Raw genomic sequence first — 21,624 nt, 5'->3', positions numbered from 1 at the left:
GAAAGGGTTATGAGCACGAAAATCATCAGCCTGGTGTCCATCGGCGCCCACCCGACTTCCGGTCGACCACGTCGCGCGGAACAGGATGCACGGGCGGTGGAGTTGGGCTTGCAGCTGGCTGGGGATAACTTGCAGGTGCTGCACGCCGGCGACGTTGGCGAACCGGCCTTGCGCGCTTATCTGGGCATGGGGCTGGAACAATTGCATGTGCTTGAACAACCGCAGGGCGCCGATGCGCTTCCGGCGTTGACCGCTTATTTGCGCGATGCCGGGGCACAGGTGGTCCTGACCGGTAGCCAGGCGGAAACCGGCGAGGGCTCGGGCATGCTGCCGTTCCTGCTGGCCGAAGGCCTTGGCTGGCCGCTGGTGGTGGGATTGGCGCAGGTCGAGTCGATTGATGGGGGTTCGGCGCTGGTACTGCAGGCTCTGCCGCGCGGTCAGCGGCGTCGCTTGAAGGTTCGCTTGCCGTTTCTCGCCACTGTGGATAACGCTGCGCCAAAGCCTCGGCAAAGCGCCTACGGTCCGGCCCGGCGCGGAGTTTTGCAAGCCAATGAGGTGGAAATCGTCGACGATGAATTGCTCGCGGTCGCCACCCTGCAACCGGCCAAGCCACGGCCGAAGCGCTTGAAGGTAATCAAGGCCAAGAGCGGCGCCGATCGCATGAAAGCCGCAACGGCGAAAGCCAGTGGTGGTGGCGGACAAGTGCTCAAGGGCGTGACGGCACAGGCGGGGGCTGAAGCCATCCTTAAGTTGCTGATCGAAGAAGGTGTGGTCCGCTAGCGGTCCGTTTGGGGGCAGGTCAATGGCAGTAGAATTTCGTCCGGCAGTGCGCGCGGATGCGCGCGAGATTGCGCGTTTGTTCCAGATTTCATCGGAGGGTGCTGCGGATTACATCTGGAGCCAGATAGCAGAACCGGGGCAGGATCTGTTGGACGTCGGAGCCCTGCGTTACGCCCGCGACGATGTGGATTTCTCCTGGCAGAACTGCCTGATCGCCGAAGCTGAAGGTAAGGTCATTGGCATGCTGCACAGCTACGTGATGCGTCACGATCCGTTCGCGGCACCGGTGACCGACCCGGTGCTGGCGCCGTACGCCAAGATGGAAATCCCCGACACCCTTTATATTTCCAGCCTGGCGCTGCACGAAGGCTGGCGCAACCAGGGGCTGGGCAAGCAGTTCCTTGCCTACGCCTACGACCGCGCCAACCGGCTCGGGCTCAATGGCTTGAGCCTGATCGACTACGCCGCAAACACCGGTGCCCGGCGGTTCTATGAGCGCCATGGTTTCCGTGTTGTCGATACCTGCCAGATTGCGCCGCATCCGATGATTCGAGTCACGGGAGAAGCCTATTTGATGTATCGGCCTTAACGGGCTGCCCGGTGGCGGGCGGCCCTATCAGATCTGATAGTGTTGGCTTTAGTGGCGCTTTGTTAGGGTAGTTAACAGTTTGTACCCACCATCTTCGGCAGTGCCGTTAAAACACAGTGAGTCGTTTTAACAAGATTTTGCCTGGTTTACCCACAATCCCTGTTAGCTCTTCTGTGGATAACATGTTCGCCCCTCGCTATACCTCTTTAAAACCGTGGGCTGCAAGCCTTAGGTCAAATTATAACCAGCATAAGATACGGTTTTTTCACACTTTTTTATCCAAAGCAGGCCCCTAGTTGCCCCCAAAGTCTGTTGGCGCTTCTGTGGATAAGATGTTCGCTTACCGCTGAGGGCCTTATAAACAGCGGCTTTCAGGATTCTGGTTAAAAATTGATCAAAGATGGCTTTTTAACGGTTATCCCCTGCGTAAACCCTCAAAAATCGCGGCTTTCAGCGCTTTTCCACAGATGAACAATAGTTGCCCCCAAAGTCTGTTGGCGCTTCTGTGGATAAGGTGTTCGCCATCCTCTGCAGGCCACGTATTTCGTGCTTTATAGAGGTTTGATCAATAAATGATCAGGCGCTGTGAAAAACCTTGATTCTGGATAAGTCACGGATTTTCTTTGAGTTCTGTGGAGAAAGTTATCGGCATTTCCACAGTTGTCCCCATTTGCTGTGGGTGGATATGTGGATAACTTGTTTGCGGAAGGCTGGGAGGCACACAGGGTATAGCTCTGAACGCAATAGATCATATTTCGTACAGTGCTAAAGAGGTGATATGAGATATGAATTCGGAAGAGAACCCGTCCCTGTAGGAGCGAGCATGCTCGCTCCTACAGGGGGGCGTGGGCGTTAGCCCTGGACAGGGACGCCTTTGAGGTACGGCGCAGGCTCGGCGCCCAGGTTGCTCAGCAGGCGCTCGCTGTACCAATCCACGAAGTTCACCACGCCGAATTCGTAAGTCTTGGAGTACGGACCTGGCTGGTATGCCGTGGAGTTGATGCCACGCTGGTTCTCTTCGGCCAGGCGACGGTCCTGGTCGTTGGTGGCGTCCCAGACCTGGCGCATGCGGTCAACGTCGTAATCCACACCTTCAACGGCGTCCTTGTGCACGATCCACTTGGTGGTGACCATGGTTTCCTGCGCGCTGATCGGCCACACGGTGAACACGATGATGTGGTCGCCCATGCAGTGGTTCCACGAGTGTGGCAGGTGCAGGATGCGCATCGAGCCCAGATCCGGGTTCTTGATGCGGCCCATGAGTTTGGCACAGCCTTGTTTGCCGTCCAGGGTCATCGACACGGTGCCCTTGAGCAAAGGCATGCGCACGATGCGGTTACGCAGGCCGAAGCTGGCGTGGGCGTAAGGGATCTTTTCGGCTTCCCAGGCAGCGGCAGAGGCGGCCACGTGGTCCTTGAACGCCTGGTCGGCGCGCGGGTCGGTGACGTCGTCCCATTCCAGCAGGGTTTTCAGCAGTTCCGGGTGCGACGCATTGCAGTGGTAGCACTCGCGGTTGTTTTCCAGCACCAGCTTCCAGTTGGCTTTCTCCATCAAGGTGGTGGTGATTGCCACCTTGGTGTTTTCCATGTCGTACGGTTCCATGTAATGGCTGAGCGTCGACAGGAAGTCATCAATGGCTGGCGGATTCTCCGACAGGCTGATGAAGATGTAGCCACCGGCGGTCTTTACGTTCACCGGCTTGAGGCCGTACTGCTTCATGTCGAAGTCGGCGCCCATTTCGGTGCCGGCAAACAGCAGGCGACCGTCCAGTTCATACGTCCACTGGTGGTAGTGGCAGACCAGTTTGGCGACCTTGCCTTTTTCGCTGGTGCACAGGCGCGAACCACGGTGGCGGCAGACGTTATGGAAGGCATGCACCACGCCTTCGGCACCACGAATCACGATGATCGGGTTCTTGCCCACTTGTAGGGTCAGGTAGTTGCCCTTGGCTGGGATTTCGCAGGTCATGCCGGCGATCAACCACTCTTTCTGAAAGATTTCCTGCATGTCGATATCAAACAGGCGCTCGTCAGAGTAGAAAGGCTGCGGCAGCGAGAACGTGCGTTCGCGCTCTTGCAGCATCTGCGCGGTGGCCTTGCGTGCGGGTTCCAGCGGATCGCCCAGGCTCAGGGTAGTAGTGACGTCCATCGTTTAATCCTCAAGGCCATCTGCGTGGCCGGCGAAAGTGGCTAATCAGGTGTACTGCTAAGGGTGCTACGCAAGGTGTAAAGATTGTGTCTTGGTATGGGGCGAGTGTGGGGCCGGCGCTGGCCAGAACCTTATCCATGGGCGACATGGTGCAATCTGTTCCCGACGCGCAAGCCCCGGTCGTTGGGGGCTGGTCGCGATAAGCATGTGAATGTCGCAGATAGGTAAATGGCTGTTTCGCGCTATACGCAGAATCGCCAACATGAAGGCCGACAGTCGGCCGTGGAGATCAGCATGTCCAACAGCTTCCTGAACCCGGTAACCACCCAGACCTGGGCCAATGGTCGGCACATCGTCCGTTGTGTCAAAGTCATCCAGGAAACCTGGGATGTGCGCACCTTCTGCTTTATGGCCGACCAGCCGATCATGTTCTTCTTCAAGCCGGGGCAGTTTGTCACCCTGGAGCTGGAAATCGAAGGCCAGCAGATCATGCGTTCGTACACCATTTCCAGCTCGCCGTCGGTGCCGTACAGCTTTTCGGTGACCATCAAGCGAGTGCCGGGCGGCAAGGTTTCCAACTGGCTGCACGACACCTTGCACGAAGGCCAGGAGCTGGCGGTACACGGGCCGGTCGGGCTGTTCAACGCCATGGATTTCACTGCGCCAAAGGTGCTTTACCTCAGCGGCGGCGTTGGTATCACGCCAGTCATGTCCATGGCGCGCTGGTTCTACGACACCAACGGCAATGTCGACATGGTGTTTATCCACAGCGCCCGTTCGCCCAAGGACATCATTTACCACCGCGAGCTGGAACACATGGCGTCGCGGATCGACAACTTCAGCCTGCACCTGATCTGCGAGAAGCACGGTATGGGTGAGCCTTGGGCCGGCTATCGCGGTTACCTCAACCATAGAATGCTTGAATTGATGGCGCCGGACTTCCTGGAACGGGAAGTGTTTTGCTGCGGCCCGACACCGTATATGAATGCGGTGAAGCGCCTGCTGGAAGCCGCCGGATTCGACATGAAGCGTTATCACGAGGAATCCTTCGGCGCGACGCCGCCAGAGGCGCGTGCCGACGCTGTGGAACACGCCGAACAAGCGGCCGAAGCACCGGAAGTCGACGTGGCGGATCTGCATCAGGTGGAGTTCATCTCGTCCGGCAAGAGCATTCGCGTGGCGCCTGGCGAAACCGTGCATGCGGCAGCGGCCAAGGTCGGTTTGCTGATTCCCAAAGCCTGCGGCATGGGCATCTGTGGCACATGCAAGGTGCTGAAGCTGGGAGGTGAAGTGGAGATGGAGCACAACGGCGGGATCACCGAGGAAGACGAAGCCGAAGGGTACATCCTGTCGTGCTGCAGCGTGCCGAAGGGGGATGTGCGGATTGAGTTTTGATCGCGCCGCCAATATTGGCGTGTAAGGCATGAAATTCCGCACACGGGTTAACAGCCTGTGTGCGGAAGTTGCGCGGGTTACTTGGCGGCAGGGATGTCTTCCCATTCAATTTCAATTCCGAACTGTGTCCACCCGGAAGGATATCAAAGGTCTTTTTGACGATGCGGTGCGTCTTGCCTTTCTATTTGAAGTGATCCCCCACCTGAACGAGTTCATAGAATTTTTGAATGTCAGATATTTCGTTGGAATGTTTGGTTTCCATATCTGGGATATCCCCTTTAGCAATAGTTTCACGTCGAGATATTGATGTTCCGCGCACAGTCATTAGCCTCCGTACGCAGAGCGAATGATTATTGGGCGGAGGTAGGGGCGGGGGTAGACCAGATCTGGATCTGAATCGACTTGTCGGGGAGCGTCACGTAGGCCTTTTTCGTAATGATACGATCGCCAAAATGTTCTGTGACGTCGTGGTCGCCCACTTGTACAAGTTTGAAGAATTCGTCTCGATCAATGTTTCTGGTTGAGTCGCTTTTGGTTTCCATTTCTGCAATCTCCTGTTGGATTATTCTCCAGCCGAGACGTCGGCAGGAAGTTGGCCCGAAAGACTGCATAGACCTCTTTTCAGGTCGTCAGAAAGTAACCTTGCACAGTCAGGTGGCGGTACTGTCAGAAATATCAGTACAGACGAGCGGTCAGGCGCGCATTCCAGCGCGCCCGGCCTCGTCAGTTATCAGTGCGACATCACTTCGCGAATATCCCGCGCCAATTCCCGCACACGCTCTTCTTCGGTATCCCACGAACACATGAAGCGTGCGCCGCCGTTGCCGATGAAGGTGTAGAAACGCCAGCCCTTGGCGGTCAGTGCAGCGATGGCCGGTTCCGACAGTTGCAGGAATACGCCATTGGCCTGCACCGGGAACATCAGTTCCACACCTGGAATGTCGCTCACCAGTTCAGCCAGCAATTGCGCGCAGCTGTTGGCGTGGCGCGCGTATTTGAGCCAGGCATCGTTTTCCAGGATGCCGACCCACGGCGCCGAGAGGAAGCGCATTTTCGACGCCAGTTGCCCAGCCTGTTTGCAGCGGTAATCAAAGTCTTCAGCCAGCTTATGGTTGAAGAACAGAATCGCTTCGCCCACGGCCATGCCGTTTTTAGTACCGCCGAAACACAGCACATCAACACCGGCCTTCCAGGTCAGATCTGCTGGCGTACACCCGAGGAACGCACAGGCGTTGGAGAACCGCGCGCCGTCCATGTGCAGGTTCAAGCCCAGCTCCTTGCAGGTGGCACTGATGGCGCGGATTTCGTCCGGGGTGTAGACACTGCCGACTTCGGTGGCCTGGGTGAGGGTCACGACGCGGGGTTTGGGGTAGTGAATGTCTTGGCGCTTGAGGGCCACTTCGCGGATCGATTCCGGCGTCAGTTTGCCGTTTTCGGTACGGGCGATCAGCAGCTTGGAGCCGTTGGAGAAGAATTCCGGGGCGCCGCATTCGTCGGTTTCGACGTGGGCGGTTTCCGAGCAGATCACACTGTGGTAACTCTGGCACAACGACGACAAGGCCAGCGAGTTGGCGGCAGTGCCGTTGAAGGCGAAGAACACTTCGCAGTCGGTTTCGAACAATTTGCGGAAATCGTCGGACGCGCGGGCGGTCCATTCGTCGTCGCCGTAAGCGCGCTGGTGGCCATGGTTGGCCTGCTCCATGGCAGCCCAGGCTTCAGGGCAAATGCCGGAGTAGTTGTCGCTGGCGAATTGTTGGCTCTTATCGGTCATGGCCTGCTTCCGTGGTCGGGACGCTTATGGTGAAGCGTCTCGTGGTCAATGATGGTGCGCACTGTACCGAAGATCATCCGGGGAGCGCACGGGATGTCACTGTCAGAACATTACAAGGATGTCGGGCAATTATGCACACGGCTACACACTTAAAGCAGCGCGACCGTGCACTGGATTTGCTCAAGTGGCTGGCGCTTTTGAGCATGGTGCTCGATCACCTGCGATATGTCGGTTACTCCGCCGATTGGCTGTATGTGCCGGGGCGCTTGGCGTTCCCGTGGTTTTGCCTGGCGATGGTGATCAATCTGACGCGCAAGCCGGCGGTGGCGACCAGCGGACAGTGGCGCTATCTGAGTTGGTTACTGATGTTTAGCGCAGTGAGTGAAATTCCCTACCGAATGTTCATTCCCAGCCCCGATACGTTGAATGTGATGCCCACGCTGGCACTCGGTCTGCTGGTGGTGCTCGGCTGGCAGGACCGGACCCTGCAGGCGCGTCTGGTCGCGGCCGGCGCCGTCGTGCTGGCGGCACTGTTTGCGCGACAACTGATGTTCGGATTTTTCGGCGTGATGTTGCCGCTGGCGATGCTGCTGGTGATCCGGCGTCCCTGGTATTTCGCGCTGTTACCGGGGGTGGTTTGTCTGGCGGCCAATCAATGGCAGGTGCTTTATTACTCCGTTCGACAGGGTAATGAGGTGGCGATGGCGGCCATCGCCACTTGTCTGATTGCGCCATGGCTGGGGCTGTTCCTATTGCGACATGCCAGTGACGTAAAACCACCGCCGATGCGGCGCTGGGCGTATGCGCTGTATCCCGTGCATTTCCTGGTGTTGCTAGCACTGCGCCAAGCCCTCGCATAACCCCGGGAAAGCTTGTGGGAGCGAGCCTGCTCGCGAAGAGGGAGTGTCAGGCGACATCAATGTTTCTGACTCATCGCCTTCGCGAGCAGGCTCGCTCCCACAGGGGATTGCAGTTGGTTCGCGGGTCGTGTCCGACCTGCCATTTCCCGCCATGTCGTAAACGCACCTTTACGTGGCGCGCGTAGGCATTTGACGACTCGAAGCCGGTCATACCATCGCTATCAAAGGGCACTGCCGAAAAGCCAGTGCCTCACCGAGACGAATGGCGCAGTGCCGCCGCTGGGAGAGACGCGATGTTCAGCAAGCAAGACCAGATCCAGGGTTACGACGATGCACTGCTGGCGGCGATGAATGCCGAGGAGCAACGCCAGGAAGATCACATCGAGCTGATCGCGTCAGAGAACTACACCAGCAAACGTGTGATGGAAGCGCAAGGCAGCGGCCTGACCAACAAATACGCCGAAGGCTATCCGGGCAAGCGCTACTACGGTGGCTGCGAGCACGTGGACAAGGTTGAAGCCCTGGCCATCGAACGCGCCAAGCAACTGTTCGGCGCCGACTACGCCAACGTCCAGCCGCACTCCGGTTCCTCGGCCAACAGCGCCGTGTACCTGGCGCTGCTGCAAGCCGGCGACACCATCCTCGGCATGAGCTTGGCCCACGGTGGTCACCTGACCCACGGTGCGAAAGTGTCGTCCTCGGGCAAGCTGTACAACGCCGTGCAGTACGGCATCGACACCAAGACCGGCCTGATCGACTACGACGAAGTCGAGCGCCTGGCCGTCGAGTGCAAGCCGAAGATGATCGTCGCCGGCTTCTCGGCCTACTCCAAGACCCTCGACTTCCCACGTTTCCGTCAGATCGCTGACAAAGTCGGTGCGCTGCTGTTCGTCGACATGGCCCACGTTGCCGGCCTGGTCGCCGCCGGCCTGTACCCGAACCCGCTGCCTTACGCCGACGTGGTCACCACCACCACCCACAAGACCCTGCGCGGTCCACGTGGCGGGCTGATCCTGGCCAAGTCCAACGAAGAAATCGAGAAGAAACTCAACGCTGCAGTGTTCCCCGGTGCCCAGGGCGGCCCGCTGATGCACGTGATCGCCGGTAAGGCGGTGTGCTTCAAGGAAGCGCTGGAGCCAGGCTTCAAGGCCTACCAGCAGCAAGTGATCGACAACGCCCAGGCCATGGCCGGCGTATTTATCAAACGCGGCTACGATGTAGTGTCCGGCGGCACCGACAACCACCTGTTCCTGGTCAGCCTGATCCGTCAGGGCCTCACCGGCAAAGAGGCGGATGCAGCCCTCGGTCGCGCCCACATCACCGTGAACAAGAACGCTGTCCCGAACGATCCACAGTCGCCGTTCGTGACCTCCGGCCTGCGTATCGGCACCCCGGCGGTGACCACTCGCGGCTTCAAGGTGACCCAGTGCGTGACGCTGGCCGGCTGGATCTGCGACATCCTCGACAACCTCGGCGATGCCGACGTCGAGGCCAATGTTGCGCAGCAAGTGTCGGCTCTGTGCGCGGACTTCCCGGTTTATCGCTGAGTGCGGTTTTGGAGTAAATGACTATGCAACGCTATTCGGGCTTCGGCCTCTTCAAACACTCTCTCAGTCACCATGAAAACTGGCAGCGCATGTGGCGCACGCCGACCCCTAAAAAGGTCTACGACGTAGTCATCGTCGGCGGTGGCGGGCACGGTCTGGCGACCGCCTATTACCTGGCCAAGGAACACGGCATCACTAACGTAGCCGTGGTCGAGAAAGGCTGGCTGGGCGGCGGTAACACCGCGCGCAACACCACCATCGTTCGCTCCAACTACCTGTGGGACGAGTCTGCGCACCTGTACGAACACGCGATGAAACTGTGGGAAGGCCTGTCCCAGGACCTCAACTACAACGTGATGTTCTCCCAGCGTGGCGTCTACAACCTGTGCCACACCCTGCAGGACATCCGTGATTCCGAGCGTCGGGTCAGCGCCAACCGCCTCAACGGCGTGGACGGCGAGCTGCTCGATGCCAAGCAAGTGGCCGATGAGATCCCGTACCTCGACTGCTCGAAGAACACCCGCTACCCGGTGATGGGCGCTACCGTCCAGCGTCGCGGCGGCGTGGCCCGTCACGATGCCGTGGCCTGGGGTTTTGCCCGTGCCGCCGACGCCTTGGGCGTGGACCTGATCCAGCAGACCGAAGTAATCGGTTTCCGCAAGGAAAACGGCGTGTGCATCGGCGTGGAAACCAACAAGGGCTTCATCGGCGCCAAGCGCGTCGGCGTAGTGACCGCCGGTAACTCCGGGCACATGGCCAAGCTGGCCGGTTTCCGTCTGCCGATCGAATCCCACCCGCTGCAAGCGCTGGTGTCCGAGCCGATCAAGCCGATTATCGACAGCGTGATCATGTCCAACGCCGTACACGGCTACATCAGCCAGTCCGACAAGGGCGACCTGGTGATCGGCGCCGGTATCGATGGCTACAACGGCTATGGCCAGCGTGGTTCGTACCCGGTGATCGAGCACACCATCCAGGCCATCGTCGAGATGTTCCCGGTCTTGTCCCGCGTACGCATGAACCGTCAGTGGGGCGGCATCGTCGACACCACGCCGGATGCGTGCCCGATCATTTCGAAAACCCCGGTCCCGAACATGTTCTTCAACTGCGGTTGGGGTACCGGTGGCTTCAAGGCAACACCTGGCTCGGGCAACGTGTTTGCCGCAAGCCTGGCCAAGGGTGAAATGCACCCGTTGGCCGCACCTTTCTCCATCGACCGTTTCCACAACGGTGCGTTGATCGATGAACACGGCGCTGCTGCGGTTGCCCACTAACAGGAGAAATCCCCATGTTGCATATCTTCTGTCCTCACTGCGGCGAACTGCGCTCCGAAGAGGAATTCCATGCATCCGGCCAGGCGCACATCCCGCGTCCACTGGACCCCAACAGCTGCACCGACGAGGAGTGGGGCGACTACATGTTCTTCCGCGATAACCCTCGCGGCCTGCACCACGAGCTGTGGGATCACGTCGCCGGTTGCCGCCAATACTTCAACGTCACCCGCGACACCGTGACCTACGAGATTCTCGAAACCTACAAGATCGGCACCAAGCCACAATTCACCGACAAGACCGATAGCCCGAAAGCGGCCACCACGGCTCTGGGAGAGAAGGTATGAGCCAGATCAATCGCCTGTCCAACGGCGGACGGATCGACCGCAACAAAGTCCTGACGTTCACCTTCAACGGTCAGAGCTACAAAGGCTTTGAAGGCGACTCCCTGGCCGCAGCACTGCTGGCTAACGGCGTCGACATCATCGGTCGCAGCTTCAAGTATTCCCGTCCGCGCGGCATTTTCGCCGCCGGTGCCGAAGAGCCGAACGCGGTGCTGCAGATCGGTGCCACCGAAGCCACGCAAATCCCGAACGTGCGCGCTACGCAACAAGCGCTGTACCAGGGCCTGGTCGCCACCAGCACCAACGGCTGGCCAAGCGTCAACAACGACATGATGGGGATTCTCGGCAAGGTCGGCGGCAAGCTGATGCCACCGGGTTTCTACTACAAAACCTTCATGTACCCGCAATCGTTCTGGATGACCTACGAGAAGTACATTCGTAAGGCAGCCGGTCTTGGCCGCTCGCCGACCGAGAACGATCCGGACACCTACGACTACATGAACCAGCACTGCGACGTGCTGATCGTCGGCGCCGGCCCTGCAGGCCTGGCCGCTGCACTGGCGGCTGCGCGTAGCGGTGCCCGGGTGATCCTGGCGGACGAACAGGAAGAGTTCGGCGGCAGCCTGCTCGACTCCCGCGAAAGCCTCGACGGCAAGCCTGCGACCGAGTGGGTCGCCAGCGTCATCGCCGAGCTGAAGAACACCCCGGACGTGCTGCTGTTGCCGCGCGCCACGGTCAACGGCTACCACGACCACAACTTCCTGACCATTCACGAACGCCTCACCGATCACCTCGGTGACCGCGCGCCGATTGGCCAGGTACGTCAGCGCATCCACCGTGTTCGCGCCAAGCGTGTCGTGCTGGCGACCGGCGCTCACGAGCGTCCACTGGTCTACGGCAACAACGACGTGCCGGGCAACATGCTGGCCGGTGCCGTCTCGACTTATGTGCGCCGCTACGGTGTAGCACCGGGCAAGAAACTGGTGCTGTCGACCAATAACGACCACGCCTATCGCGTGGCCCTGGACTGGCTCGATGCCGGCCTGCAAGTGGTGGCCGTCGCCGACGCCCGCAGCAACCCGCGCGGTGCGCTGGTGGAAGAAGCACGCGCCAAGGGCATCCGCATCCTCACCGGCAGCGCCGTGATCGAGGCCCGTGGCACCAAGCACGTGACCGCTGCCCGCGTGGCCGCGATCGATGTCAAAGGCCACAAAGTCACCAGCCCTGGTGAATGGCTCGACTGCGACATCGTCGCCAGTTCCGGCGGTTACAGCCCGGTGGTTCACTTGGCCTCGCACCTGGGCGGCAAGCCGATCTGGCGCGAAGATATCCTTGGTTTCGTACCGGGCGAAGCACCGCAGAAACGTGTATGCGTCGGTGGAATCAACGGCGTCTACGGTCTCGGCGATTCCCTGGCTGACGGTTTTGAAGGCGGTGTTCGCGCTGCCAGCGAAGCCGGTTTCGGTGCGGTCGAAGCGACCTTGCCAAAAGCCCTGACCCGTCTGGAAGAGCCGACACTGGCGCTGTTCCAGGTGCCGCACGAAAAGAGCACCGCACGGGCTCCGAAGCAATTCGTCGACCTGCAGAACGACGTCACCGCCGCCGCCATCGAACTGGCGACCCGCGAGGGCTTCGAGTCGGTCGAGCACGTCAAGCGCTATACCGCGCTGGGCTTCGGCACCGATCAGGGCAAGCTCGGCAACGTCAACGGCTTGGCCATTGCTGCCCGTTCGCTGAACGTGACCATCCCGCAGATGGGCACCACCATGTTCCGTCCGAACTACACGCCGGTGACCTTCGGCGCGGTGGCTGGTCGTCACTGTGGGCACATTTTCGAGCCAGTGCGCTACACCGCGCTGCATCAGTGGCACCTGAAAAATGGTGCCGAGTTTGAAGATGTTGGCCAGTGGAAACGTCCATGGTACTTCCCGAAATCCGGTGAAGACATGCACGCGGCAGTCAAGCGCGAATGCAAAGCCGTGCGCGACAGCGTCGGCCTGCTGGATGCTTCGACCCTGGGCAAGATCGACATCCAGGGCCCGGATTCACGCGAGTTCCTCAACCGCATCTACACCAACGCCTGGACCAAGCTCGACGTGGGCAAGGCCCGCTACGGCCTGATGTGCAAAGAAGACGGCATGGTCTTCGACGACGGCGTAACCGCCTGCCTCGCCGACAACCATTTCGTGATGACCACCACCACTGGCGGCGCTGCACGCGTGCTGCAATGGCTGGAGATCTACCACCAGACCGAATGGCCGGACCTGAAGGTGTACTTCACTTCCGTGACCGATCACTGGGCGACCATGACCCTGTCCGGGCCGAACAGCCGCAAGCTGCTCAGCGAAGTCACCGACGCCGACCTGAGCAACGAAGCCTTCCCGTTCATGACCTGGAAAGAAGCCCAGGTCGGTGGCGTGCCGGCGAGGATTTTCCGGATTTCGTTTACCGGTGAGCTGTCGTACGAGGTCAACGTGCAAGCCGACTACGCCATGGGCGTGCTGGAAAAAATCGTCGACGCGGGCAAGAAGTACAACCTGACGCCGTACGGCACCGAAACCATGCACGTGCTGCGGGCCGAGAAGGGCTTCATCATCGTCGGCCAGGACACTGACAGCTCGATGACCCCGGATGACCTGAACATGGGCTGGTGTGTCGGTCGCAACAAACCGTTCTCGTGGATCGGCTGGCGCGGGATGAACCGTGAAGACTGCGTGCGTGATCAGCGCAAGCAGCTGGTCGGCCTCAAGCCGATCGATCCGAACAAGTGGCTGCCGGAAGGTGCGCAGCTGGTGTTCAACACCAAGCAGGCCATCCCGATGACCATGGTCGGTCACGTGACCTCCAGCTACCTGCACAACTCCCTGGGCTATTCGTTTGCCATGGGCGTGGTCAAGGGCGGCCTGAACCGCATGGGCGAACGTGTGTTCGCGCCACTGGCGGATGGCAGCGTGATCGAGGCGGAAATCGTTTCTTCGGTGTTCTTCGATCCGAAAGGCGAACGCCAGAACGTGTAATTGCCCAGGCCCTGTGGTGAGCCTGCCGACGCTTTCGCGAGCAGGCTCGCTCCCACAGAGATTGCGTAACCCTTGTGGGAGCGAGCCTGCTCGCGAAGGCGGCGGAACAGCCTCCACAGGGCCAACAGAATTCAGGAACAGGTGCTTTATGACCGCAGCCAATGTTTACCAACAGCGCCCAACCAACGGGGCCAAGGCCGAGTCGTCGCTGCATCACGCCGACCTCGCCAGCCTCGTGGGCAAGGGTCGCAAGAACGCCGGCGTGACCGTGCGTGAGAAAAAACTCCTTGGTCACCTGACCATCCGTGGTGATGGCCACGACGCTGCATTTGCCGCGGGCGTGCACAAGGCCCTGGGCATCGAATTGCCGGGCGCTCTGACCGTCATCGTCAAAGGCGAGACCAGCCTGCAATGGATGGGGCCGGATGAGTGGCTGCTGATCGTCCCGACCGGCGAAGAATTCGCCGCCGAGCAAAAACTGCGCAAAGCGCTGGGCGACCTGCACATCCAGATCGTCAACGTCAGCGGTGGCCAGCAGATCCTCGAACTGAGCGGCCCGAACGTGCGCCAGGTATTGATGAAGTCCACCAGCTACGACGTGCACCCCAACAACTTCCCGGTGGGCAAGGCTGTTGGCACGGTGTTCGCCAAATCGCAACTGGTGATCCGTCACACCGCTGAAGACACCTGGGAGCTGCTGATCCGTCGCAGCTTCTCGGATTACTGGTGGTTGTGGTTGCAGGATGCGTCTGCCGAATACGGGCTTAGCGTCCAGGCTTGATTAGAGCCAGTCATGGAGGCGATCAACTGTGGGAGCGAGCCTGCTCGCGATGAACTTGAGGGCAACGCGTTGATTCAGGAAATACGCGTTATCGTTAACGTCCATCGCGAGCAGGCTCGCTCCCACAAGATGCAGCTTTCGTTTATCGATGCCTCAGGAGTCACCGCACTATGAGCCGCGCCCCAGACACATGGATCTTGACCGCCGACTGCCCCAGCGTGCTCGGCACCGTGGACGCGGTGACGCGCTTTCTGTTCGAGCAGGGCTGTTACGTCACCGAGCACCACTCCTTCGATGACCGGCTCTCGGGCCGTTTCTTCATTCGGGTGGAGTTCCGCCAGCCGGAGGGTTTCGACGAACAGTCGTTTCGCGCAGGCCTCGCTGAACGCGGTGCATCTTTCGGCATGGTCTTCGAACTGACGCCGCCGCATTACCGGCCTAAAGTGGTGATCATGGTCTCCAAGGCCGATCACTGCCTCAACGACCTGCTCTACCGCCAACGCATCGGCCAATTGTCGATGGACGTAGTCGCCGTGGTCTCCAACCACCCGGACCTCAAGCCGCTGGCCGACTGGCACCAGATCCCGTACTACCATTTCCCGCTGGACCCGAACGACAAACCATCCCAAGAGCGTCAGGTCTTGCAGGTGATCGAGGAGTCCGGTGCCGAGTTGGTGATCCTTGCCCGCTACATGCAGGTGCTGTCGCCGGAGCTGTGCCGCAAGCTCGACGGCAGGGCGATCAACATCCACCACTCCCTGCTGCCGGGTTTCAAGGGTGCCAAACCCTATCACCAGGCCTACAACAAAGGCGTGAAACTGGTCGGTGCCACGGCGCACTACATCAACAACGACCTGGACGAAGGACCGATCATCGCCCAAGGCGTCGAGGTGGTGGATCACAGTCATTACCCGGAAGACCTGATCGCCAAGGGGCGCGATATCGAAGGGCTGACATTGGCCCGGGCGGTGGGTTATCACATTGAGAGAAGAGTGTTCTTGAACGCCAATCGTACGGTCGTTCTTTAGATCGCCTTCGCGAGCAGGCTCGCTCCCACAGGTTTTTTGTGTTGTTCCGAGATTCACTGTGGGAGCGAGCCTGCTCGCGAAGAGGCCCTGACAAGCAACACAAGACAAACAGGCAATAACCCGAGCAATCAACGCGCCGCCGATTCATGGCGACGCGACCGCTACATAAAAACAACAGCGAGGTGAAAGCATGTCTGGCAATCGTGGTGTGGTGTATCTCGGCGCTGGCAAGGTCGAAGTACAGAAAATCGACTATCCGAAAATGCAGGACCCGCGCGGCAGGAAAATCAACCACGCCGTCATCCTGCGCGTGGTTTCCACCAATATCTGTGGTTCCGACCAGCACATGGTGCGCGGCCGTACCACTGCGCAAACCGGCCTGGTCCTGGGTCACGAGATCACCGGTGAAGTGATCGAGAAGGGCAGCGACGTCGAGAACCTGCAGATCGGCGACCTGGTGTCTGTTCCGTTCAACGTGGCTTGCGGGCGCTGCCGTTCCTGCAAGGAAATGCATACCGGCGTATGCCTGAGCGTTAACCCGGCGCGTCCCGGTGGTGCTTATGGTTACGTCGACATGGGTGACTGGACCGGTGGCCAGGCTGAATACGCGATGGTGCCTTACGCCGACTTCAACCTGCTGAAACTGCCGGACCGCGATCGCGCGATGGAAAAAATCCGCGACCTGACCTGCCTCTCCGACATCCTGCCGACCGGCTACCACGGCGCAGTGACCGCCGGCGTTGGCCCAGGCAGCACCGTATACATCGCCGGTGCTGGCCCGGTCGGCTTGGCGGCGGCCGCTTCCGCTCGCCTGCTGGGTGCGGCGGTGGTAATCGTCGGTGACGTCAATACCGTGCGCCTGGCCCACGCCAAGGCCCAGGGTTTCGAAATCGCCGACCTGTCCCTTGACACTCCACTGCACGAGCAAATCGCCGCACTGCTGGGCGAGCCAGAAGTGGATTGCGCCATCGACGCCGTAGGCTTCGAAGCCCGCGGTCACGGCCATGACGGCGTGAAACACGAAGCTCCGGCCACCGTGCTCAATTCGCTGATGGGCGTAGTACGCGTAGCCGGCAAGATCGGTATCCCAGGTCTCTACGTCACCGAAGACCCGGGCGCCGTGGACGCCGCCGCGAAAATGGGCAGCCTGAGCATTCGCTTTGGTCTGGGCTGGGCCAAATCCCACAGCTTCCACACCGGCCAGACCCCGGTCATGAAGTACAACCGCCAGCTGATGCAGGCGATCATGTGGGACCGTATCAACATTGCTGAAGTGGTGGGTGTGCAGGTGATTAGCCTGGATCAGGCGCCGGAAGGGTATGGCGAGTTTGATGCGGGCGTGCCGAAGAAATTTGTGATTGATCCGCATAAGTTGTTCAGCGCGGCGTAAACGCTGTATAGGTAAAAAAGGGCGATCTTGGATCGCCCTTTTTTTGTAAGTTGCATTTGCTCAATGCGCGTTTTTTAGAGCTGCGTGTGCACATCACTTTTTCGTTTGAAAATTTGATATTGCCGCAGGCTTCAGGGCTCCTTTGTGACGAACGGATGAGAAATGGATGCAGGCCTGAGGAACATGCCCGCGGCTACCCGGTCAAACCGGCAGCTTTGCGCCCGAAAGCCGGGTGTTTTTTCTCGACGCAAGAGGATGTCTGAATGAAGATTTCACGCGGTTTTGTCCTGGCATCGCTCATGACCCTGGTGGTCAGCCCGGCTTTTGCACAATTCAGCCTGAGCGATGCGGCCAGTGCCATTTCCGGCATGAAGGGCAACGCGGCCACGGAGGCTGCGCCGACCTCTGAGACAGCAGACCTGCTGGGCGCGCTCACCCAATTGAACATCACGCCAGAGCAAGCCGTCGGCGGCGCCGGGGCGATGCTTGGGTTGGCGAAGAATCAGCTGAGTTCGACCGATTATTCGGAGCTGGCCAAAAGCGTGCCGGGCATCGACATTCTCTCGGGTGGGGGAGAGTTGGGGGCGCTCGCCGGTTTGCTCGGTTCGAGCGGCAAGGCCGCAGGGCTGGATAACGCCCTGGGCAACGTCAAGGACACCAATGACCTGAACAACGCCTTCAGCGCCCTGGGCATGGACACCGGCATGATCGGGATGTTTACCCCGGTGATCCTGCAGTACCTAGGTCAACAAGGCGTCGGCGGTTCCCTGCTGAGTAGCTTGGGCAGCATCTGGGGCACAGGCACAGGCACAGGCACAGGCACAGGCACAGACACAGGATTCGGCACCAGCACCGGTAGCTGATTCAGCGACTCTCGGCGCGCAAATCGTCGATACGCCGGTCCTTCTCGTTCCAGAGCTGGTTGACCCAGTTCTGGACTTTCTCGCGAAACAGTGGATCGTTTTCGTAGTCGCCCTGCCAAAGCGCCGGGTCGAGTTCGCGGGTCTTGATGTCAATGATGACCCTCGGAACGTTGCCGCTGATCAAGTCCCAGAACCCCGGAATCGCTTGCTGTGGATAGACCACGGTGACGTCGAGAATGGCATCCAGTTGTTCGCCCATCGCTGCCAGCACAAAGGCTACCCCACCGGCCTTGGGCCTGAGCAGGTGAGTGAAGGGTGATTGTTGCTGGGTGCTTTTGGCGCTGGTGTAGCGAGTGCCTTCCAGATAGTTGACCACGGTCACGGGCTGGCGCTTGAACAGTTCGCAGGCCTGTTTGGTGATCTCCAGATCCTTGCCGGCCAGTTCCGGGTTCTTCGCCAGAAAAGCCTTGGTGTAGCGCTTCATGAATGGGTAATCCAGCGCCCACCATGCCAGGCCGAGGAACGGCACCCAGATCAGTTCTTTCTTGAGGAAGAATTTGAAAAACGGTGTGCGTCGGTTCAGCGTCTGGATCAGCGCCGGGATATCGACCCAGGACTGATGATTGCTGATCACCAGATACGAAGTGTCACGACGCAGATCGTCACCGCCGCGGATATCCCATCGGGTGGGAATGCACAGGCGAAAGATCAGCTTGTCGATTTCCGACCAGGTCTCGGCAATCCACATCACCACCCAGGACGCATAATCGCGAAAGCGGCCGGGCAGGACCAGCTTGAGCAGGGCAAACACCATCAAGGGGCCGATCAGGACCAGGGTGTTAAGTAACAGCAGCAATGTGACAAAACAGCCGGTGAGCAGGCGGCGCATAAAGAACTCTTGGAAGCGTTTGGGCGCGCCATGATAAGCAGCTTCGGGCGACAGGCCAAATCACCGGTGACGAATGTTTCACCTTTGACGCGCTAACCTCCTGACACCGATCATTCCCACGCTCCGCGTGGGAATGCAGACCGGGACGCGCTGCGTCCCAAATCAGGGGCCGAACGCAGAGCGTACGTTGAGGCAATCCTTTGCGCTGCGTGGGAACGATCTATTCGACAACGGTCTAAAATTGCGCTGCCCATCTCTCAAGGACTCCCCGTACGTGAAATCCCTTCTTGCACTGTTTTCACTCATCGCCCTGCCGGTCATGGCCGCCGAGCCGACCCTGTACGGTCGCTACGAATACATCGCGCTACCGGAAATCGGCGGCGAAGTGCTCAAGGCCAAGATGGACACCGGCGCCCTGACCGCGTCGCTGTCGGCCAAGGACATCGAAACCTTCACCCGCGACGGCGAAGACTGGGTGCGCTTCCGTCTCGCCACCAAGGGCGCGAGCAATAAGGTTTACGAACACAAGGTCGCGCGGATCAGCAAGATCAAGACCCGTTCCGAAGAGGACGAAGATGACAGCGAAGTGATCGCGCCCACCAAGCGACCGGTGGTGGATCTGGAGTTGTGCCTGGGCAATGTCAAACGCACGGTCGAGGTTAACCTCACCGATCGCAGTAGCTTCAATTACCCATTGTTGATCGGCGCCAAGGCCTTGCGCGAGTTTGGCGCGGCGGTGAATCCGGCTCGCAGGTTTACGGCGGACAAGCCGGATTGTTGATCGGTTCACAGGGTGTTGGTGTAGCTTCATCAAACCTTCGGCATCGTCGCCAACATCGAAGGCCTTTGACTCACCTCGAAATACCACGCCGCCAACTGCGGATTGGCCGATCGCCAGTCCAGGTCCGGATGGCGCAAATCCAGATACCCTAACGCACAGGCCACTCCGATCGCGGCGATGTCGAAATGGCTGGCCAGCTCGGCCATCGCATCTTTTTCCAGCAACGCCAGGGCACGGCGGATTTTGTCGCGCTGGCCGTCGAGCCATTGGTCCCAGTGTTTTTCCGGGGCGCGCAGGGCGACTTCGTAGCGCACCAGTACCGCGGCGTCCATGATGCCGTCGGCCAGGGAGGCGAGTGTCAGGCGCCGCCAGCGGGCCGAGCCTTCGCGGGGGATCAGCGGGTTGCCGACGTGCTGGTGATCCAGATAGTCGAGGATCACCCGGCTGTCGTGGATGATGCTGCCATCGGCCAGTCGCAGGGCGGGGATCTTGCTCAAGGGGTTGTCGTCGATCAGGGTCTGGTCCGGATCAACCGGTGTGAGCACGCAATTCTGTAGGGCAACGCGGTCCTGTTGACCGGTTTCGTGCAAGAGCACCATGACTTTGCGGACGAAGGGGGAGAGGGGGTTGTGGTACAGGGTCATGCTCGGGGTGGACATGGCAGTGACTCGGTTGGTGGCGGTGTCACGCAGCATAACGTGTGGAGGCGAGAGCTCAAGATCACATTCAATTGTGGGAGCGAGCCTGCTCGCGAAGAGGCCGTGTCAGTTGACATCAATGCTCTCTGACACACCGCTTTCGCGAGCAGGCTCGCTCCTACAGGGGGATGTCCGTTACCGGCATTGCAGGAGGCCGCGCAGGGCGAGGACGGCAGGGATGCCTAATCCAAGCCAGCTCAGGGCATCCCAAACGCCATCGCCGAGCAACGCGGCAAATAACCCGCCCGCGCTGAACAAGGCGATAACAGTTGGGGTGGCGAACACCTTCCAGAAACTCGACTGGCGGGGCCTCATGCCACGCTCTCCGCTTTCTCCAGTACGGGTTTCACCGCCTTGCGCCGCACCACCCACAGGTAAACGCCACTGCCGAGCACAATGATCGTCAGCACATCCAGGGTGGCCCAGAGGATTTGCATCGGCATGCCGCCATAGTCACCGAAATGCAAAGGCTGCGACATGCCCATGGCGTCCATGTACCAGGGACGCTCGGCCACGGCGGTGACTTTCAGGGTGCTGGCGTCGATCAGCACCGGTGTCAGCAAGTGCGAGGTCAGGTGCGTGCTGCCTTTCATGAACACAGCGTAATGGTGTTCGCTGGAGAACCGCGTGCCGGGAAAGGCAATGAAGTCCGGTTGCATGCCGGGTGCGACTTCCTTGGCGATATCGAGCAAACGTGTAGCCGGCGCCAGTTGCGACAGCGGGGGCGCATCGCGATACGGCGCAACCATCGCGCTCAGGCTGTCGTTGCGCCACGCGGCGATCAACAGGTCGGCGCAGGCACTGATCACGCCGGTTACGCCGACCACCAGGGCCCAGGTCAGGGTCACCACGCCGATCAGGTTGTGCAGGTCGAGCCAGCGCAGGCGGGTGGATTTGTCCTGGCGCACGGTGGCGAATTTCAGGCGACGCATGAACGGCAGGTACAGCACCGTGCCGGAAACGATCGCGACGACGAACAGCAAACCCATGAACGCCAGCAACAACTTGCCCGGCAGCCCGGCGAACATGTCTACATGCAAGCGCAGCATGACCATCATGAAGCCGCCATTGGCCGATGGCATCTCCAGCGCTTCGCCGGTGCGGGCGTCGAGCATGAAGGTGTGGGAAGAGTTCGGCTCGGTGCCGGCGGTGGCCGCCATGATCGCGATTGCGCCGTTGGGCTCATCATCGTCGAAACCGAAATACTGCATGACGTCACCGGGACGATGCTTTTCAGCCGCCTGCACAAGCTGCTGCAGATTCAGTTGCGGTGTGTCTGCCGGCATTTGCTTCAATTCGGCGGCATCGCCCAGCAAATGGTCGATCTCATGGTGAAAGATCAACGGCAGGCCGGTGAGTGCCAGCATCAGCAGGAACACCGTGCAGATCAGGCTGGTCCAGGTGTGGACAAAGGACCAGCGGCGAATTGTTTTACTTTTCATTTCGTAGCCTCCAGAAATACCCAGGCCGTC

21 protein-coding genes are annotated in these 21,624 nt (G+C 59.9%); 14 read left to right on the top strand and 7 right to left on the bottom strand.

All coding sequences use genetic code 11. The annotated features are described in order from the left end of the window. Positions 1 to 9 precede the first annotated feature (9 nt). Together PG5_RS05340 and PG5_RS05335 are read left to right on the top strand one after the other, a co-directional pair. Complete coding sequence (locus tag PG5_RS05340) at positions 10 to 780, top strand: electron transfer flavoprotein subunit beta (protein WP_020796069.1); 771 nt, start codon at positions 10 to 12, stop codon at positions 778 to 780. 22 nt (positions 781 to 802) lie between these two features. After that, positions 803 to 1,369, top strand: coding sequence for a GNAT family N-acetyltransferase (locus PG5_RS05335; protein ID WP_020796068.1), 567 nt, complete (start codon positions 803 to 805; stop codon positions 1,367 to 1,369). A gap of 852 nt (positions 1,370 to 2,221) precedes the next feature. Here PG5_RS05335 and gbcA read toward each other — a convergent pair. After that, positions 2,222 to 3,517, bottom strand: a complete 1,296-nt coding sequence (gene gbcA / locus PG5_RS05330; RefSeq protein ID WP_020796067.1) for a glycine-betaine demethylase subunit GbcA — start codon at positions 3,515 to 3,517, stop codon at positions 2,222 to 2,224. Between the two features lie 294 nt (positions 3,518 to 3,811). Here gbcA and gbcB point away from each other — a divergent pair, with 294 nt between their 5' ends. Continuing rightward, on the top strand, positions 3,812 to 4,912 hold the full coding sequence (gbcB, locus tag PG5_RS05325) for a glycine-betaine demethylase subunit GbcB (protein WP_020796065.1): 1,101 nt from the start codon (positions 3,812 to 3,814) through the stop codon (positions 4,910 to 4,912). A gap of 350 nt (positions 4,913 to 5,262) precedes the next feature. Here the strand turns inward: gbcB and PG5_RS05315 are convergent, their stop codons facing one another. Together PG5_RS05315 and PG5_RS05310 are read right to left on the bottom strand one after the other, a co-directional pair. Then, positions 5,263 to 5,454 carry a hypothetical protein gene (locus PG5_RS05315; protein ID WP_033042007.1) on the bottom strand — a complete coding sequence of 64 codons (192 nt, stop codon included), beginning with the start codon at positions 5,452 to 5,454 and terminating at the stop codon, positions 5,263 to 5,265. Positions 5,455 to 5,642: 188 nt separating this feature from the next. Continuing rightward, positions 5,643 to 6,683, bottom strand: coding sequence for a low specificity L-threonine aldolase (locus tag PG5_RS05310; protein WP_020796064.1), 1,041 nt, complete (start codon positions 6,681 to 6,683; stop codon positions 5,643 to 5,645). Between the two features lie 131 nt (positions 6,684 to 6,814). Here PG5_RS05310 and PG5_RS05305 point away from each other — a divergent pair, with 131 nt between their 5' ends. The 10 genes from PG5_RS05305 (at position 6,815) to PG5_RS05265 (ending at position 17,784) form a co-directional block, all read left to right on the top strand. Then, the gene (locus tag PG5_RS05305) at positions 6,815 to 7,543 is read left to right on the top strand and encodes a TraX family protein (protein WP_020796063.1); all 729 of its coding nucleotides are present in this window, start codon (positions 6,815 to 6,817) and stop codon (positions 7,541 to 7,543) included. Between the two features lie 293 nt (positions 7,544 to 7,836). Then, entirely contained in the window at positions 7,837 to 9,090 is a 1,254-nt protein-coding gene (gene glyA, locus PG5_RS05300; RefSeq protein ID WP_020796061.1) for a serine hydroxymethyltransferase, read from the top strand. 23 nt (positions 9,091 to 9,113) lie between these two features. Next, positions 9,114 to 10,364 (top strand): sarcosine oxidase subunit beta, encoded by a 1,251-nt coding sequence (locus tag PG5_RS05295; protein ID WP_007980419.1) that lies wholly within the window; start codon positions 9,114 to 9,116, stop codon positions 10,362 to 10,364. 14 nt (positions 10,365 to 10,378) lie between these two features. Next, positions 10,379 to 10,708, top strand: coding sequence for a sarcosine oxidase subunit delta (locus PG5_RS05290; protein ID WP_008057118.1), 330 nt, complete (start codon positions 10,379 to 10,381; stop codon positions 10,706 to 10,708). After that, positions 10,705 to 13,722: a sarcosine oxidase subunit alpha gene (locus PG5_RS05285; RefSeq protein ID WP_020796060.1), complete on the top strand. Its 3,018-nt coding sequence runs from the start codon at positions 10,705 to 10,707 to the stop codon at positions 13,720 to 13,722. The genes PG5_RS05290 and PG5_RS05285 overlap by 4 nt, the downstream gene beginning before the upstream one ends. A gap of 148 nt (positions 13,723 to 13,870) precedes the next feature. Further along, positions 13,871 to 14,503, top strand: a complete 633-nt coding sequence (locus PG5_RS05280) for a sarcosine oxidase subunit gamma (protein WP_020796059.1) — start codon at positions 13,871 to 13,873, stop codon at positions 14,501 to 14,503. A gap of 12 nt (positions 14,504 to 14,515) precedes the next feature. Then, a complete protein-coding gene (locus tag PG5_RS34105) occupies positions 14,516 to 14,677 on the top strand; it encodes a hypothetical protein (protein WP_020796058.1) in 162 nt (53 codons plus the stop codon). Continuing rightward, positions 14,674 to 15,531 carry a formyltetrahydrofolate deformylase gene (gene purU, locus PG5_RS05275; protein WP_020796057.1) on the top strand — a complete coding sequence of 286 codons (858 nt, stop codon included), beginning with the start codon at positions 14,674 to 14,676 and terminating at the stop codon, positions 15,529 to 15,531. Before PG5_RS34105 ends, purU begins: the two co-directional genes overlap by 4 nt. A gap of 190 nt (positions 15,532 to 15,721) precedes the next feature. Continuing rightward, a complete protein-coding gene (gene fdhA / locus PG5_RS05270; RefSeq protein WP_020796056.1) occupies positions 15,722 to 16,921 on the top strand; it encodes a formaldehyde dehydrogenase, glutathione-independent in 1,200 nt (399 codons plus the stop codon). Positions 16,922 to 17,184: 263 nt separating this feature from the next. Then, positions 17,185 to 17,784 (top strand): DUF2780 domain-containing protein, encoded by a 600-nt coding sequence (locus PG5_RS05265; protein WP_020796055.1) that lies wholly within the window; start codon positions 17,185 to 17,187, stop codon positions 17,782 to 17,784. Between the two features lies 1 nt (position 17,785). Here PG5_RS05265 and PG5_RS05260 read toward each other — a convergent pair whose 3' ends face one another. Then, the gene (locus tag PG5_RS05260) at positions 17,786 to 18,673 is read right to left on the bottom strand and encodes an acyltransferase (protein WP_020796054.1); all 888 of its coding nucleotides are present in this window, start codon (positions 18,671 to 18,673) and stop codon (positions 17,786 to 17,788) included. Positions 18,674 to 18,947: 274 nt separating this feature from the next. Here PG5_RS05260 and PG5_RS05255 point away from each other — a divergent pair, with 274 nt between their 5' ends. After that, positions 18,948 to 19,454 carry an ATP-dependent zinc protease gene (locus tag PG5_RS05255; protein ID WP_020796053.1) on the top strand — a complete coding sequence of 169 codons (507 nt, stop codon included), beginning with the start codon at positions 18,948 to 18,950 and terminating at the stop codon, positions 19,452 to 19,454. Positions 19,455 to 19,483: 29 nt separating this feature from the next. Here the strand turns inward: PG5_RS05255 and PG5_RS05250 are convergent, their stop codons facing one another. The 3 genes from PG5_RS05250 to PG5_RS05240 all read right to left on the bottom strand — a co-directional run bounded on the left by PG5_RS05250 (position 19,484) and on the right by PG5_RS05240 (position 21,594). Continuing rightward, positions 19,484 to 20,113, bottom strand: coding sequence for a glutathione S-transferase (locus tag PG5_RS05250; RefSeq protein WP_033045382.1), 630 nt, complete (start codon positions 20,111 to 20,113; stop codon positions 19,484 to 19,486). 174 nt (positions 20,114 to 20,287) lie between these two features. Further along, positions 20,288 to 20,467, bottom strand: coding sequence for a hypothetical protein (locus PG5_RS05245; RefSeq protein WP_020796051.1), 180 nt, complete (start codon positions 20,465 to 20,467; stop codon positions 20,288 to 20,290). Next, positions 20,464 to 21,594: a PepSY domain-containing protein gene (locus PG5_RS05240; RefSeq protein WP_020796050.1), complete on the bottom strand. Its 1,131-nt coding sequence runs from the start codon at positions 21,592 to 21,594 to the stop codon at positions 20,464 to 20,466. Before PG5_RS05240 ends, PG5_RS05245 begins: the two co-directional genes overlap by 4 nt. Positions 21,595 to 21,624: the final 30 nt, after the last annotated feature.

The sequence above is a fragment of the Pseudomonas sp. G5(2012) genome, from assembly GCF_000408945.1.
Taxonomy (GTDB): domain Bacteria; phylum Pseudomonadota; class Gammaproteobacteria; order Pseudomonadales; family Pseudomonadaceae; genus Aquipseudomonas; species Aquipseudomonas umsongensis.
This window is presented reverse-complemented; position numbering and strand designations above follow the sequence as displayed.

What these genes read in the sequence shown, in the direction of transcription:
- fdhA (WP_020796056.1), top strand. Translation starts at nt 15,722, where the DNA reads ATGTCTGGCAATCGTGGTGTGGTGTATCTCGGCGCTGGCAAGGTCGAA.
- purU (WP_020796057.1), top strand. Translation starts at nt 14,674, where the DNA reads ATGAGCCGCGCCCCAGACACATGGATCTTGACCGCCGACTGCCCCAGC.
- PG5_RS05340 (WP_020796069.1), top strand. Translation starts at nt 10, where the DNA reads ATGAGCACGAAAATCATCAGCCTGGTGTCCATCGGCGCCCACCCGACT.
- PG5_RS05260 (WP_020796054.1), bottom strand. Translation starts at nt 18,673, where the DNA reads ATGCGCCGCCTGCTCACCGGCTGTTTTGTCACATTGCTGCTGTTACTT.
- gbcA (WP_020796067.1), bottom strand. Translation starts at nt 3,517, where the DNA reads ATGGACGTCACTACTACCCTGAGCCTGGGCGATCCGCTGGAACCCGCA.
- PG5_RS05240 (WP_020796050.1), bottom strand. Translation starts at nt 21,594, where the DNA reads ATGAAAAGTAAAACAATTCGCCGCTGGTCCTTTGTCCACACCTGGACC.
- PG5_RS05290 (WP_008057118.1), top strand. Translation starts at nt 10,379, where the DNA reads ATGTTGCATATCTTCTGTCCTCACTGCGGCGAACTGCGCTCCGAAGAG.
- PG5_RS05285 (WP_020796060.1), top strand. Translation starts at nt 10,705, where the DNA reads ATGAGCCAGATCAATCGCCTGTCCAACGGCGGACGGATCGACCGCAAC.
- PG5_RS05335 (WP_020796068.1), top strand. Translation starts at nt 803, where the DNA reads ATGGCAGTAGAATTTCGTCCGGCAGTGCGCGCGGATGCGCGCGAGATT.
- PG5_RS05305 (WP_020796063.1), top strand. Translation starts at nt 6,815, where the DNA reads ATGCACACGGCTACACACTTAAAGCAGCGCGACCGTGCACTGGATTTG.
- PG5_RS05280 (WP_020796059.1), top strand. Translation starts at nt 13,871, where the DNA reads ATGACCGCAGCCAATGTTTACCAACAGCGCCCAACCAACGGGGCCAAG.
- PG5_RS05245 (WP_020796051.1), bottom strand. Translation starts at nt 20,467, where the DNA reads ATGAGGCCCCGCCAGTCGAGTTTCTGGAAGGTGTTCGCCACCCCAACT.
- PG5_RS05265 (WP_020796055.1), top strand. Translation starts at nt 17,185, where the DNA reads ATGAAGATTTCACGCGGTTTTGTCCTGGCATCGCTCATGACCCTGGTG.
- gbcB (WP_020796065.1), top strand. Translation starts at nt 3,812, where the DNA reads ATGTCCAACAGCTTCCTGAACCCGGTAACCACCCAGACCTGGGCCAAT.
- PG5_RS05250 (WP_033045382.1), bottom strand. Translation starts at nt 20,113, where the DNA reads ATGTCCACCCCGAGCATGACCCTGTACCACAACCCCCTCTCCCCCTTC.
- glyA (WP_020796061.1), top strand. Translation starts at nt 7,837, where the DNA reads ATGTTCAGCAAGCAAGACCAGATCCAGGGTTACGACGATGCACTGCTG.
- PG5_RS05295 (WP_007980419.1), top strand. Translation starts at nt 9,114, where the DNA reads ATGCAACGCTATTCGGGCTTCGGCCTCTTCAAACACTCTCTCAGTCAC.
- PG5_RS34105 (WP_020796058.1), top strand. Translation starts at nt 14,516, where the DNA reads ATGGAGGCGATCAACTGTGGGAGCGAGCCTGCTCGCGATGAACTTGAG.
- PG5_RS05315 (WP_033042007.1), bottom strand. Translation starts at nt 5,454, where the DNA reads ATGGAAACCAAAAGCGACTCAACCAGAAACATTGATCGAGACGAATTC.
- PG5_RS05310 (WP_020796064.1), bottom strand. Translation starts at nt 6,683, where the DNA reads ATGACCGATAAGAGCCAACAATTCGCCAGCGACAACTACTCCGGCATT.